The sequence below is a fragment of the Alkalibacillus sp. S2W genome, from assembly GCF_046764385.1.
In the GTDB taxonomy this organism is placed as follows: domain Bacteria; phylum Bacillota; class Bacilli; order Bacillales; family Alkalibacillaceae; genus Alkalibacillus; species Alkalibacillus almallahensis.
The window spans coordinates 1,199,183-1,214,394 of sequence record NZ_CP177234.1 but is presented as its reverse complement, the minus strand read 5'-3'; the positions used below and the strand labels follow the sequence as shown (position 1 = coordinate 1,214,394).

Annotated in this window: 13 protein-coding genes; all 13 read right to left on the bottom strand. The window is 37.4% G+C overall.

Annotated features, from left to right (window positions below; all coding sequences use genetic code 11):
- Positions 1 to 48 precede the first annotated feature (48 nt).
- The 13 genes from ACKXGF_RS06575 to ACKXGF_RS06515 all read right to left on the bottom strand — a co-directional run bounded on the left by ACKXGF_RS06575 (position 49) and on the right by ACKXGF_RS06515 (position 15,112).
- The gene (locus ACKXGF_RS06575; RefSeq protein ID WP_208379560.1) at positions 49 to 288 is read right to left on the bottom strand and encodes a YlmC/YmxH family sporulation protein; all 240 of its coding nucleotides are present in this window, start codon (positions 286 to 288) and stop codon (positions 49 to 51) included.
- 148 nt (positions 289 to 436) lie between these two features.
- Positions 437 to 1,219 (bottom strand): RNA polymerase sporulation sigma factor SigG, encoded by a 783-nt coding sequence (sigG, locus tag ACKXGF_RS06570; RefSeq protein WP_167259897.1) that lies wholly within the window; start codon positions 1,217 to 1,219, stop codon positions 437 to 439.
- Positions 1,220 to 1,315: 96 nt separating this feature from the next.
- Entirely contained in the window at positions 1,316 to 2,035 is a 720-nt protein-coding gene (sigE, locus tag ACKXGF_RS06565) for an RNA polymerase sporulation sigma factor SigE (RefSeq protein WP_411955389.1), read from the bottom strand.
- 1 nt (position 2,036) lies between these two features.
- Positions 2,037 to 2,945, bottom strand: coding sequence for a sigma-E processing peptidase SpoIIGA (spoIIGA, locus tag ACKXGF_RS06560; protein WP_411955388.1), 909 nt, complete (start codon positions 2,943 to 2,945; stop codon positions 2,037 to 2,039).
- A 143-nt stretch (positions 2,946 to 3,088) separates the two neighbouring features.
- On the bottom strand, positions 3,089 to 4,216 hold the full coding sequence (gene ftsZ, locus ACKXGF_RS06555; protein WP_411955387.1) for a cell division protein FtsZ: 1,128 nt from the start codon (positions 4,214 to 4,216) through the stop codon (positions 3,089 to 3,091).
- Between the two features lie 60 nt (positions 4,217 to 4,276).
- Positions 4,277 to 5,578, bottom strand: a complete 1,302-nt coding sequence (ftsA, locus tag ACKXGF_RS06550; protein ID WP_411955386.1) for a cell division protein FtsA — start codon at positions 5,576 to 5,578, stop codon at positions 4,277 to 4,279.
- A 132-nt stretch (positions 5,579 to 5,710) separates the two neighbouring features.
- The gene (locus ACKXGF_RS06545) at positions 5,711 to 6,505 is read right to left on the bottom strand and encodes a cell division protein FtsQ/DivIB (protein ID WP_411955385.1); all 795 of its coding nucleotides are present in this window, start codon (positions 6,503 to 6,505) and stop codon (positions 5,711 to 5,713) included.
- 229 nt (positions 6,506 to 6,734) lie between these two features.
- Positions 6,735 to 7,841, bottom strand: a complete 1,107-nt coding sequence (gene spoVE / locus ACKXGF_RS06540; protein WP_411955384.1) for a stage V sporulation protein E — start codon at positions 7,839 to 7,841, stop codon at positions 6,735 to 6,737.
- Between the two features lie 58 nt (positions 7,842 to 7,899).
- A complete protein-coding gene (murD, locus tag ACKXGF_RS06535; protein ID WP_411955383.1) occupies positions 7,900 to 9,246 on the bottom strand; it encodes a UDP-N-acetylmuramoyl-L-alanine--D-glutamate ligase in 1,347 nt (448 codons plus the stop codon).
- Complete coding sequence (gene mraY / locus ACKXGF_RS06530) at positions 9,246 to 10,202, bottom strand: phospho-N-acetylmuramoyl-pentapeptide-transferase (protein WP_208379571.1); 957 nt, start codon at positions 10,200 to 10,202, stop codon at positions 9,246 to 9,248. Before mraY ends, murD begins: the two co-directional genes overlap by 1 nt.
- A gap of 60 nt (positions 10,203 to 10,262) precedes the next feature.
- Complete coding sequence (locus tag ACKXGF_RS06525; protein WP_411955382.1) at positions 10,263 to 11,615, bottom strand: UDP-N-acetylmuramoyl-tripeptide--D-alanyl-D-alanine ligase; 1,353 nt, start codon at positions 11,613 to 11,615, stop codon at positions 10,263 to 10,265.
- A gap of 12 nt (positions 11,616 to 11,627) precedes the next feature.
- Positions 11,628 to 13,106 (bottom strand): UDP-N-acetylmuramoyl-L-alanyl-D-glutamate--2,6-diaminopimelate ligase, encoded by a 1,479-nt coding sequence (locus tag ACKXGF_RS06520; protein WP_411955381.1) that lies wholly within the window; start codon positions 13,104 to 13,106, stop codon positions 11,628 to 11,630.
- A 65-nt stretch (positions 13,107 to 13,171) separates the two neighbouring features.
- Complete coding sequence (locus tag ACKXGF_RS06515; RefSeq protein WP_411955380.1) at positions 13,172 to 15,112, bottom strand: stage V sporulation protein D; 1,941 nt, start codon at positions 15,110 to 15,112, stop codon at positions 13,172 to 13,174.
- Positions 15,113 to 15,212: the final 100 nt, after the last annotated feature.

The window sequence follows — 15,212 nt, the reverse complement described above, 5'->3', positions numbered from 1 at the left end:
ACATTTTATCATATTTCAAAGGGTAGTGCGTACTTAACGCGCCTTTTCTTAAGAATATTTCGATCGGCTTATTAAAATCACATCATGACCAATCATTTGAATTTGAGCCCAATCAATCCAAAGTTCTTCTTGCTCTCCAAAAAGGCCCAACCATTTTCCTTTGGTCGAAATAATGATCGATTGAATCAACCCAATGGTGACATCTATTTCTAAATCCGTTACGACACCGAGTCTTTCCCCGCTCTCAACATCTATAATATCTTTTGTTTGAAGCTCTGACAACAACATGATGCCGACCCCCTTTATAGTTTATCCTATGTTATATGATTTAAAATCTTGCTCAACGCTAAAAGCTAAATAAAAAAAGATCCTGAACCTTTAAAGATTTAAGGCTCAGAATCTTTGTACTGATCGTTTATTTATTGCTTGTCTACTCTTAAGAATCAAGAACTGTCTTGTTCATCTCCTTAATGGCTGATTTTTCTAATCGAGACACTTGCGCTTGTGAAATTCCGATTTCATCTGCTACTTCCATTTGTGTCTTACCTTCAAAAAATCGTTGATTAATAATTAATTTTTCACGTTCATTCAACTTTTTAATTCCTTCACGAATCGCTAGTTCATTAAGCCAAGAAGAATCTTTCTGTTTATCATCTTTTAATTGATCCATGACGAAAATAGGGTCGCTTCCATCATTATAGATTGGTTCAAATAATGAAACAGGGTCTTGAATAGCATCTAATGCGAAAATAACATCCTCTTGAGGCAAATCCATCTCTTTTGCTATTTCTTGTGTTGTAGGTTCTATAGACCGTTTACTCATCAAGTTCTCTCTAACTTGTAAAGCTTTATAAGCTACATCACGTAATGAACGAGAAACCCGTATTGGATTATTATCTCTTAAGTAACGTCGTATTTCACCGATAATCATCGGAACAGCATAAGTTGAAAATTTAACATTCTGACTTAGGTCAAAATTATCAATTGATTTCATTAAACCTATACAACCTACTTGAAATAAATCATCTACGTTTTCACCACGATGATTAAAACGTTTAATCACACTCAATACTAATCGTAAGTTACCATTAACAAGTTCTTCTCTTGCGGACTCATGACCCGCTTGTAAACGTTTGAACAGAAATCGCATTTCTTCATTTGTTAACACTGGTAATTTTGATGTATCTACGCCGCATATTTCCACTTTACTTTTCGTCATTGTTGCCCCTCCCACCTGGAGTTGATCTCAATAATCATTGTTTCCAGAATGGGAAAATTTATGCGGACTTAATAGCGACTAACATAGAACGATTGTTTAAGCCATTTTATTAAACTCACGCTTTAACCGTTTAATAATTTTTTTCTCTAAGCGCGATATATAGGATTGTGAAATGCCTAAACGGTCCGCAACGTCTTTCTGCGTTTGTTCATCATAACCACTTAATCCAAATCGCATCTCCATAATCTGTTTTTCTCTGCCGTTTAGAGATTCCATTGCCGACTTAAGCAGGGTTTTATCAACTGAAAATTCGATATCCTTCGTGATTAAATCATCATCCGTTCCTAATACATCTGATAGTAATAATTCATTACCATCCCAATCGACATTTAAGGGTTCATCAAATGATACTTCTGTTTTACGTTTATTGTTTCGTCTTAGATACATTAAAATTTCGTTCTCAATACAGCGCGAGGCATAGGTTGCTAACTTTATTTTCTTCTCAGGGTTAAACGTGTTAACTGCTTTAATCAGGCCAATTGAACCTATACTTATTAAATCTTCAATGTGAATGCCTGTATTTTCAAATTTTTTAGCAATATAAACAACCAAACGTAAGTTATGTTCAATTAATAACGATTTAGCTGCTTGATCTCCATTCATCAAGCGTTCCAATACATGTCTTTCTTCATCCTTTGATAAAGGGGGTGGTAATGCTTCGTGACCACCAATATAATATATTTCATTCGATCTTCCTGAAATCTTGAACCATAGATTCATGCACTTTTCTTTGATTCGTAACCATAGATTTTTCATCCTAAGATACCCCCTTATAGTGTTTGATTTGCATCTGTTTGGATTGCCACAACATCGGATGTAGTAAACAATGGACGTCCATTTGTTGAGACAACTTACCTTCATGAAATCCAACATATACGTGTGGCGTTTTTATTTGTGTAGAATCTGTATGAACCAAAACTTCATCAGCTAAAAAAACAGGTAATAATCCGTGTTCACCACCTGCTTTTCGGAATGGAATCCAGTGTAAATCATCAGTATGTTGAAAGACTGATTCATCCTGTTGTTTCATTAATAACAATGTTTCCTCACTGAACCAATTTCGAAAGGTTTCTTCATCGAGTAAGATAACGGGTTTCTTCGACAACGGATGTTTTAATTGATTGCCTGTGTCCAAAAACCCCTTAACGGTAATACTTTTCTCTAATACACGAATCGTGATCTGATAGAATTGGTCATGTTTCATTTGATTAACAGTCAGTTGCTGTAATTGATGTTTCGTTAAGAAATAAGCAACAGGAAATAATACCAAAACAACACCCCAGCTTAACCAATTACCAAATGGAGTAGCACCTTGATCTAATAAAACATCGTGACTCATCATAAAAAAATGTAACCCAAACATAGCGCCACCGATTGTAAAATTAATAAAATAAAATGATAGCCATTGAAGTATTAATTGCGTTAATCGTTGATATTTGAATGCGATTAGTATAATTAAAATGGAATAAATCAATTTCACGATTGGTAACGTTACCCACTCAAACGATAATGATAATTGAAGTGGAATAATCATAGATGCAAATAAAGCGGCTAAGGCAATTCGTTTCGGCTGGTAAATGCTTTTAGTGGCCCAACAAACAAGTAATAACACCATCCAATCAAATAGCAAGTTTAATAGCCAGATTAAATCAACATATAATGGCACGTAACACATCCTTTAATTCAATAACTGAACAGCTTGACTATGTATCTTGAGTATAAAAAAAGAAGCCGAAGAAACATGTCAGTTTCTCGGCTTCTAGTGTTACTTATTTTGCAAACTTTTGTCTTATTTCGGTTTCATTATTCTTATTGATCGCGATTACGATTACGTAAGAATGTCGGGATATCTAATGTATCCTCTTCATACGCAGGGCGTTGTTGTTGCTGTACGGGACGCTCGCGACGTGGTTGTTGTTGCTGTGATGCCGACTGAGTATTGGACTGTGCAGGTCGAGAGTGTTGTGTGATTTGCTCATCATTATTTTCATCAAAACCAGTTGCAATAACAGTTACGACAATTTCTTCTTTTAATGTTTCATTAATCACTGAACCAAAAATTACGTTAACTTCTTGATCAGCTGCAGAAGTAACAATTTCCGCTGCTTCTTGTACTTCAAACAAGCTTAAGTTTTGGCCACCGGAAATATTCATTAGTACACCGTGAGCACCATCAATAGATGTCTCAAGCAATGGTGATGAAATGGCTTTCTTGGCAGCTTCAGATGCACGATTCTCACCTGTTGCAATACCAATGCCCATTAAGGCTGATCCTTTATCAGACATAATCGTTTTAACGTCTGCAAAGTCCACGTTAATTAAACCTGGGACAGCAATTAAATCTGAGATACCTTGAACACCTTGTCGTAATACATTATCAGCTTCGCGGAAAGCTTCTAGCATTGGTGTGTTCTTATCAACTAATTCAAGTAAACGGTCATTTGGGATCACAATCAGTGTGTCGACACTTTCTTTTAATGTATCAACACCTGTTGTTGCATGAGTAGAACGCTTACGACCTTCGAACATAAATGGTCTTGTAACCACACCAACAGTTAAAGCCCCTACTTCTTTAGCAACTTGTGCAATGACAGGCGCAGCACCAGTACCAGTACCGCCGCCCATTCCTGCAGTTACAAATACCATATCTGCACCTTGTAGTGCTTCTTCTAATACATCTTTACTTTCTTCTGCCGCTTTCTTACCAACTTCTGGGTTTGCACCTGCACCTAAGCCTCTTGTGAGTTTTTCACCAATTTGTAATTTGGTATCAGCTTTTGATAAATTTAAAGCTTGTGCATCTGTATTAACAGCAATAAACTCGACATTTTGTACGCCATGCTCAATCATCCGGTTGACAGCATTAGAACCGCCGCCACCGACACCAATTACTTTGATTGTTGCTAATTGTTCCATATTCGCTTCAAAATCTAACATGTCTCGTTCCTCCTACTTTCATTATTCCCAACTCATACTACCTTTGAAGGAAACGTGCAATTAATCAAAGAAGTAGTTTTGTATTTTCTTCATGAAACCTTCTTTATCTTTCGTTTGTTCCTTTTCCTTACGTTTAGGTTGCTCTTGTTTTGGATGTTGTTGTTTTGGTTTCGTATTAGGTTCTAGGTTTGACTGTTGTGTCATAATACCACTGCCAAACTCTTTACCTTGTATTTTCGCATTTCGATAGGCGAATTGCAAGGTACCTAAGCCAACTGAGAATTGTGGCTCACGAACCCCAATATGCTTTGGCACAGACAAACGAACATTGGTTCTGAATGTATCACGTGCTAAATCAACAACACCTGGTAATTGCATAAGTCCTCCAGTTAGTACATACCCACCTGGTAAGTCTGGATAACCCATCCGTCGAAATTCTTGTAAAACAAATTGGAATATCTCATCTAAACGAGCTTCAATAATTTCAGCAATTTCAACTTGGCTAACTGTTTTCGTTTCATCATTTCCTATCGATGTCACTTGAAAAGTATGATCTTCATTTGCTGTTTCTAATTGAGCATGACCATGATTTAGTTTAATCTGATCAGCCTCTTCAGTTGAAGTCTTTAATACGATAGAAATATCTTTAGTAACATTGTCTCCACCAAGGGGTATAACAGATGTATTAATTAGATGGCCATCCGCAAAGAAGGATACTGTTGTACTTCCAGCACCAACATTTACTAAACCGACACCTAATGTTTTTTCGTCTAGTGATAAAGCGACTTCACCAGCAGCAAGTGGTTGTAAACTAATATCCTCCACATGTAATCCTGCTCGCTCAACACATTTTAATATGTTATGTAGGTTTGTTTTACCACAAGTGATTAATGTTCCTTGCATTTCTAAACGAACACCAATCATGCCACGAGGATCTGAGATTTCATCCTGTCCATCAACAATAAATTGTCTTGGAATAACATCGACAATTTCACGCTCAGGAGGGATTTGCATAACTTGTGATGCTTCTATCACTCTTGCAATATCTTCTTGTTCTATTTCACGCGTCTCACTCGATACAGCGACAACACCATGACAATCTTGTAATTGAATATGATCGCCGTTAATCGATACAACGACACGTTGAATTGTCATATCAACCATTCTTTCCGCTTGATCTACGGCGCTTTGAATAGCATGAACGGTTTGATCAATATCAACAATAGCACCTTTCTTCATTCCTGATGATTCTGCTGTTCCAACACCGATAACATTAATCGTGTCATTTGAAACTTCTCCAATGATGACCTTCACTTTGGATGTCCCTATATCCAAACTCACCAAAATTTCACTTCGGTTCATGATTGCACCTCCAGTAACTGCTCCGTTTTCTATATCGATTCAACGCATCCAATGCGCTTAAACTTCTAACTGTATAATAATTCAACTAAAGAAGGCTGAATCCCTGCATAATCTTACAACTTTCTACATTTTTTACGAACCATTATCAATCTCGACCCGCTCCTCATCGTCACTTGATTCGTAAGGGACGAAATATGCACCGACATCAAGATGAAGAACACCTTCCATTGATTCTTCTTGAATCTGCGCTGCAATGGATGGATAGGATTCCATCTTATCAGCTAATTGATCAATCGTTGCAATAATTTCTTGTCCGTCTATTGTGAAAAGCCGAACACGCCGTTGATCCTGATCATTTGGCTCGTAATATATTTCAGATATTAACCGTGATATGGAATCAGGCATACTAGCCATTTGTTTTGCAACATCTTGTAAAAACTCCCCTTCAAAATTATGGAGTAAAGGTGCGTCTTCACGTGGTAACTTTAATTCGACACGCTCTAATCGTTCACCATTTTGCAAGATTGGATAGAAATAATCACCTGACTGTTGATAAGCAACACGTTCATATTCAGACACCGATATAAGGACTGTATTATACCATTCTCTTGATATTTCAACCTTTTCAATTTCAGGATGTTGCTCTACCTGCTCTTTTATTTCATTTAATTTCAGTTGCCAAAAAGAATCATCTAATTGCACAGATGATAGTTCAACTATTTTTTCAGTTTCTAGAGTTGAATTGCCGGTCGTTTCAATCGACTTGACATGACTAAGTGGCGATTGTATGTAAACTAAAATTAGGATTAATAATATAATCAAGATCATAACCATATAAAATCGCCGGTTTGCACGTCTTTTGCGCGAATGTTTTAATTGCGGCATGCGTTCTTCTAACGAAACAACTTTTTCTTGATCATCAGCCATCGTTAAAGCGGCTCCTTACAGACTTATCACTTTATGAAGTGACAGTCATCCTATCTTATCATTCTATTAACCCATTATAGCATAGATTTTCGTAATAATAATAAGGTATTTGGGGCTAAATTAAAGATTTTCTCAAAATTTTGGCTTCACTATTTAAACATTAATTGATTAAAAGAACCAAACATAAAAACAAGCTCGCTATGTTAGCGAGCCAAAGTTAAATCTCTATTTACGTTTTTATTTTCGCATATTGACTAATATTTAACAATAATCCTAGCGAGATTAATGTAATAGTTAATGATGATCCACCATAACTCAGTAATGGTAATGTTATTCCAGTTACAGGTGTTAATCCAATTACAACACTAATATTAATCATAACTTGAATAGAAAACATAGCCGTAATGCCAAACGCTAATAATGAAGCGCTTAAATCCTCAACGTTTAAGGCTATAATAATTCCGCGCCAGATAATGATAAAAAACAGTCCAATAATGACACTGCCACCAATTAAGCCTAATTCTTCAGCAATGATTGCAAAAATAAAATCTGTTTGTGGTTCAGGGAGATAAAAATATTTCTGCATACTCTCACCAAACCCAAGCCCCAATAAACCACCTGGACCAATGGCATATAATGACTGAATGATTTGAAACCCATCACCTAAAGGGTCCTCCCAAGGATTTAAAAAGGCTGTAATTCGATTAATGCGATACGGTGCAGATGCGATAAGGGCCACAAATCCAACCAATCCAAGCATTGCTAACGAAACAAAATGACTTATTTTTGCACCAGCTATATAAAGCATCAACATTCCTGTACCGACTAATACAACCCCTGTCCCCAGATCAGGTTGTAGCATTATAAGACCAAAAGGAATCATCAACAACAATAATAGTGGGAAAAATCCCTTTTTAAATTGATGCAATCGATCTTGCCACTTAGGTAACCACGCTGCGAATAACAGGATCACGCCCACTTTCATAAATTCGCTCGGCTGTATGCTAAACGCACCAACGCCTACCCAGCTCTGGGCACCTCCACGTACCATGCCAATACCAGGGATTAATACAATGATTAAAAATATGAAACACGCTCCATAAATAATGACAGCGAATTTCAGAAACTGTTCATACGGCGTTTTAATCATAAAAATGATACCTAATAAACCAAGAAAGGCAAACAACGCTTGTCGTTTCAAATAAAATGTTGGATCATCGAACTTGTATTCTGACCAGACTGACGATGCACTATAAACCATAAGCAAGCCAATCACTAATAATGAAATAATTGCAAATAATAAAAATCGATCAACAGAGTGATGTGATTTGAACAAAAAAACACCCCTAACTTCAAAGAGGAAGTTGGAGCTTACGTCATGGACAAGCCCCTCACTAGAGCTTATGCACGACTTCGATAAACATGTCACCACGATCTTCAAATGTTTTGAACTGATCCCAACTGGCACATGCTGGGGATAATAAAATGACGTCACCTGCTTCACTTTGCTGGTAGGCTTCATTTGTTGCTTCAACTATATCTTCGCAAATTGTTACAGCATGAAAATCATATTCATAAGCTGATTGCGCAATCTTCTGTGCTGACTCACCATATGCTACACAGTATTTTATGCTATCAAATTGCTCAATGAGCTCATCAAATGAAACACCACGATCTAATCCGCCAGCAATTAAAACAATTGGATTGGAAAAAGCCTGGATAGCTTTTGTGGTCGCCAAGATATTGGTGGCTTTTGAGTCATTATAAACATAACGACCATCAAGAGATTTCACAAATTGTAAACGATGCTTAACCCCTATAAATTGCTTTAACACCGATTCAATAACTGAGTGAGGAACATTAAACTGAGAAGCTACAGCAATACTAGCTAACACATTCTCTAAATTATGGTCACCAGGTAAGGCGACATCACGTTTAGCCATTAACTTCTCTTTGCCAATGTATAGGTCGCCATCAAGGCATGAAACACCATGAGGCATAGAATTTATCATAGAAAACGGTGTTTGTTTCGCCTGAAACGATTCATGGTTTGATGTAATTGTGGAGTCATCATGATTATATACAACAAAATCTTCTGCTGTTTGCCGTTCAACTAAACGTAACTTGGAATTAACATAATCCTCAAGCGTTTGATGATAATCAAGATGAGCTTCCGTAATATTTAACAACACTGCAATGTCTGGTTTGAACTGATGAATAGCTTTTAGCTGAAAAGATGATAACTCCATGACAACTGGTTGACCTGGCTTCTGTTCACGAACAACTTCTGAGGCAACCACACCAATATTACCTGCTAGAAGTGGGTTTAATCCTGCTTCATCTAAAATTCGATGGATGAGTGTTGTCGTTGTCGTTTTACCGTTCGTTCCTGTAATGGCAACAAGTGGCCCATCGACTAAGAGATAAGCTAGTTCTATTTCAGTTACAACAGGCACACCTTGTTTTTCAGCTTCAGCAACAATAACATGTTGATGAGGGATCCCCGGGTTCTTGACTACAAGATCCACCCCATCTAAAACTGATAAAGGATGATCACCTGTGACGACGTCGACACCCAAGCGAGCGAAGTATTGAGCCGTTTCGTTTTGTTCAAATGATTGCTTATCATTAATCGCAAATGAAATATGACTATCATATAGTAATTGAGCAGCTGCTTGTCCGCTCTTAGCTAAACCTAATACAAGTACATGTTGATATGGAAAATTCTTTAACGTCTTCACTAAATAAACACCTCGATGTAAACGCCTAATGCTGCACAAATAAACCCTACAGTCCAGAAAGTAGCTACAACTCGCCACTCAGACCAACCACTTAATTCATAATGGTGATGTAGTGGGCTCATTTTCAAGACTCTTTGTCCAGTAGCTTTAAACACAACAACTTGTAACATAACTGATAAAGTCTCAACAACAAATACACCACCAATTAGAATTAATAATAATTCTAATTTCATTAAAATCGCAATAATTGCTAATGATGCACCTACTGCAAGAGAACCTGTATCCCCCATAAAAACTTTAGCAGGATGACTATTAAAGACTAGAAAGCCTAATAGTGCCCCTACCATTGCAAATGTGAAAATAACAATTTCTGACGGTAAACCATAAGCCCAACCAATAATACCAAAAGCTGCGAAAGCAATCGATGCTGTTCCTGAAACTAAACCATCTAATCCATCTGTTAGATTAACGGCATTCGATGTGCCGACAAGCATGAGTAAAATAAGTACACTATAAAGCCAACCGAATTCTAGCGATAAATCTGTACCAGGTAGTGTAACAGCCGTTGAGAAATCACTATTATGTAATATCCAATAAACAACAACTGCAATGACAACCTGAGCGAGCATTTTTTGTTTTGAAGTTAAACCTAAATTACGTTTTTTAACAATAATAATAAAATCGTCTAAAAATCCAATCAAGCCATAACCAACTAGTACAATGAGTGCAATCGCTAATTCTTTAGTCATAAATAGTTCTGTCTCAAACCATGTAAGCGCCAAACTAGCTATAACGGTAGCGAATATAATCATTAGTCCACCCATAGTTGGTGTACCAGATTTAACTTGATGTGATTCCGGTCCTTCTTCGCGAATGCTTTGACCGAATTTCAATCGTTTTAGAAACGGAATAAATATTGGTGAACACATAACGGTTATTAAAAAGCCAACCGCCATAGTAATCAAGATAGTCGACTGTGACACAATTAGAACTTCCTTTCTTCTACATATAAAAAATTAATTCATTAACTCATCAATAATTTTCTCCAACTGCATTCCTCTAGAAGCTTTGAATAAAATAACACTATCGTTTTTTAAATAGGGCTTAATTAAAGAACTAGCTTCTTCATTAGACTTAACATGAGTTTTATATCCCTTAAAGTTATCAGATAAGCCATCATGAATAAAACGACTAGCATCACCAATTGTAATTAATGCAGTGATGTCAGAATCTATTGATGCTCCTACTTTTTGGTGTTCTGCTTCAAGATGCTCGCCCAACTCAAAAATATCCCCTAAAACGAGAACTTTGTATTGTTGTTTCATATTTTTGACTACATCAATAGATGCTTTCATAGACGTAGCTGACGCATTGTAGGCATCATTAATCAAGAAAGCACCTGATTCTGTTTCGATTTGTTCGAATCTCATTCCAGGCAAAGTTAAGTCCGCTAATGTTTGAACCATCTCTCTTTCTGGAATTTCTAAAGCACGACCAACTGCAAGGGCATATGCACTGTTTTTCGCTTGATGACTACCCAGTAATGGAATCGATACAGGCATTTCATTGATCACGAAAGTGGTTTGATCATCATGCTGTTCAACTTGGGAAACAACATAATCCAATTCATCCGCAAAACCACAGGTAATCATTTGCTGAGATAAAGTGACATTTAATAGTGGTTCATCTCCATCCACAATGACTAACCCAGATTTCTTCATCCCTTCAACGATTTCTAATTTAGCTTGTGAAATGCCTTTACGGCTACCTAAGTATTCTATATGTGATTCGCCAATATTAGTGATGACAGAAATATCAGGTTGGGCTATTTCTGACAACCGGGCTATTTCACCGAATTGATTCATTCCCATTTCTAATACGAGTACCTCAGTATTTTGAGGCATTGCTAAAATGGACAAAGGCATTCCTATTAAGTTATTTAAATTACCTTCAGTCTTAGACACCTGGTAAAAAGGTTTCAAACTAGAACTTATAATTTCTTTTGTTGTCGTTTTACCGTTTGACCCTGTTATACCAATTACTGTTGGATTAATTTTAGTTCGATAGGCTTGTGCCAATTCTTGCAGAGCCGTTAATGAGTCATCAACGAGGAAAAACGGTATACTGTCAGGTTTGTTTTCAGGGAATGGTTGGTCCTTCTGCCAAATAACTGCGACAGCTCCCTTATCTATAGCCTGCAAAACAAAATCGTGCCCATTGAAACGTTCACCAATGATTGGCACGAATAACCCTTGAGATACCGATTTTCGGCTATCAGTATAAATTTCTTGTATCTTCGTTTCTTCTTGTAAATTTCCTGAAGGATCAGGGAAAAGTTGGTTTAGAAAATTAAAAGTAAATTTAGTCATTGTCCTGCTCCTTTATGACTTTTGCCGAGCTAATATTAGTTCACGCGCTACTTCACGATCATCGAAATGATGACGTTCACCAGCAACATCTTGATAAGTTTCATGACCCTTACCAGCAATTAAAATCATATCACGCTCACCCGCGTTGTCAATGGCTGCTTTAATCGCGTCTCGCCTGCTTTCAATGATCTTAAAGTAGTTGCTTTCATCTAAGTGATTAGTCATGTCTTCCAAAATGGCATGTGGATCTTCTGTTCGAGGATTATCGGAAGTGAATATAACTTCATCACTATAGGCTATAGCGGCATCAGCCATTTTCGGTCGTTTTGAACGATCACGGTCTCCTCCACAACCTACAATCGTAACAACTCGCCCTTGTTTTAACTCTTCAATTGTTTGTAACACATTCAAGAGAGAATCAGGAGTATGCGCGTAATCAATAACAACCGTATAGTTTTGATTAGCATCTACCAATTCAAATCGTCCCGGAACACCTTGTAGTTGTTCGATAGCACTTTTAATTACTTCTAACGATAATTCATGTTGATAAGCCACACCAATCGCAGCCAATATATTATATATATTGAACTTACCAGACATTTTTGTGGTGATTGGAATATCACCAAGCGGCGTTTTCACCACGAATGATAAACCGTGCGGGGACAATTCATAGTCTTCTACTTGAATAACCGCTGATTGTTCTAAACTATATGAAATAATTGATTGAGCGGTTGACCTCATCATGACATCACTATATGAATCATCTATATTAATGACGGCTGATTTAGCTTTCCCTTGTACAGACTGTCCTAGTTGCGCAAATAATAATGACTTCGCATAAGCATAATCATCCATATGCGGATGATAGTCAAGATGGTCCTGTGATAAGTTCGTGAAAACAGCGTCATCGAATTCAATACCTAGCACTCTTCCTTGTTTTAAAGCATGTGAAGATACTTCCATAATCACGGTATCAACATTTTCTTCACGCATTAAATGTAAGTGTCTATGTAAAAATAGGGCATCAGGTGTTGTATTTTCAACAGGGATTCGTTTATCACCTATTTTCATATCTATTGTGCCAATGACAGCAGTCTTTTGTCCTGCTTCTGAAAAGATTGCATCAAGTAAATACGTTAAAGTTGTTTTTCCATTTGTCCCTGTAATTCCAATTACATTCATGCTTTCACTTGGGTAGCCATAAAACGCATTAGCTAAATCTGCTAAGGCATGGACAGCACTTGGTACTAAGATAACTGGCACATCGACATCCACCTGTTTTTCAGCAACGATCGCTTTAGCACCTTGATCAACAGCTAACCCAGCATAATCGTGACCATCTACTGTCAAACCTTCCATACAAATGAATAATGCCCCATTGTTTACTTGTCTAGAATCCATCTCAATAGCTGCAACTTCTATTTCCTGAATAGTTTCTCGATCTATAGCATTTATTGTTTGTGTTGATTGAATTAATTCGTATAAGTTCATATAATCACTACCTTTAATACAGTTTACCTATACTATTATAACAAATTCTGTCTAAGTCGAGGAACTCAATTTTCGTCTTTTTCTGTATCACCCAAAAATACACGTATGGTTGAGCCTGATTCAACCACCTCACCTGCAGCTGGTGATTGCGAAACGACCGTATCGCCTTCACCTTGTACATCGATTGTCACATTTGTTAAATAACGTGAGAGATCTTCAACCGACTCCCCAATAAGCTCTGGCACTTCTACTGTAGGTTGTTCTGGCCATTGGAAATCTTTCGCTAAACCGTCATCTCTCTTTGGAACGTCTAACTCTCGTAAAGAATCTTCAATGATTCGACCTGCAATTGGACTGGCCACAACCCCACCAAATTGAATAACATCTTTAGGATTATCAACGGCAATATAAACAAGTAATTCAGGATTATCGGCTGGTGCAAAACCTATAAAAGATACAATATGGTTATTGTCTAAGTAATTTCCATCTGGTCCAACCTTTTGAGCTGTTCCTGTTTTACCTCCTACACGGTAACCATTAACATAAGCACCTCTACCTGTTCCTTTTGCCACCACATGCTCTAAAGCATTTCGTACCTTTTCGGACGTTGCTTCTGAAATGACTTTATCTCTCAAAGTGGGGTCTTTACTTTCTTTCATATCTCCAGTTTGACCATCAACAATGCCTTTTACAACATGAGGTTCATACAGATACCCTCCATTAATTGCAGCAGAAACCGCAGATAATTGTTGTATCGGTGTAACAGAAACCCCTTGCCCAAAAGCTGTCGTGGCTAATTCTACCGGCCCAACTTGACTTTCATCGAATATAATTCCTTTACTCTCACCTTCCAAGTCAATACCTGTTTTTTGACCAAATCCGAATGTATCAATATATGAAAATAGTCGTTCTTCCCCTAACTTTTGACCTAAATTAACAAAACCAGGGTTGCATGAGTTCTGAACAACTTCTAAATAAGATTGATCACCATGGCCTCCACTTTTCCAACAACGAAGACGTGCCCCGCCTACTTTCGTATGACCATGATCATGATAACTATCCTCTTCCAAGTCAACCACACCTTCTTCTAAGGCGGCAGCAAGGGTCACAATTTTAAAAGTTGAACCTGGTTCATATGTACTGAAAACTGGAAGGTTACGATTATAAACACTAGGTTCTACAGATTGATAGTTATTCGGGTGGAATGTTGGACGACTTGACATAGCTAGAATTTCCCCGTTAGATGGGTCCATAACGACAGCCATCGCTCCATCTGGATTATACTCTGCAACGACTTGATCTAACTCTCGTTCTACGATTGATTGAACATCTTTATCAATTGTTAAAGCTAGGTGATCACCATCTCGTGGTGGTGTATAACGATTAGATCGATTTTCCAACCTGCGACCTTTAGCATCAGAGAAAAATGATAAGGCTCCTGTTTCACCACTTAAAACATCATCATAACTTGCCTCAAGTCCCATTAATCCTTGGTTATCGATCCCTGTAAAACCTAAAACATGCGCTAAGTCGTCATCATTTGGATAATGGCGAATGGAATCCTCAGCCAAATATAATCCTGGTAAATTTAAGGAACGAATTTTATCGGCTTGTTCATCAGATAATTGACGGCCTTCTGGGTGAATCGCTTCAACTGATACATCTTTCGTCACATGGTCTCGCAATTTATCTTGTTCAATATCAATAATCTGAGATATTTCATCTACTACTTTAGCCACATTTTCCACTTGTCGAGGTACAATAACTAGACTGGGCGCTACTTCATTTTCGACCAGAACATCACCTTCACGGTCAATAATCTGCCCCCGTTCTGCTTGAAAAGGTATATCACGACTCCACAAATCTTCTGCCTTTGCTAGTATTTCAGGACTGGATACCAATTGAACATAAGCTAATTTAACAATCATAATCAAAAAATAGACAGCTAACAAACACAGCAATATGACGAGCCGTTTACGAACAGTCACAAAAGAAATTCGTTTCATCTCCATACCCCTTTTATCTAATAATGAGCTTGTACTCATAATATGTATGAAACGATCAATATATCACCTGTTGCTTTCATCATCTTGATTCTGTTGTGAT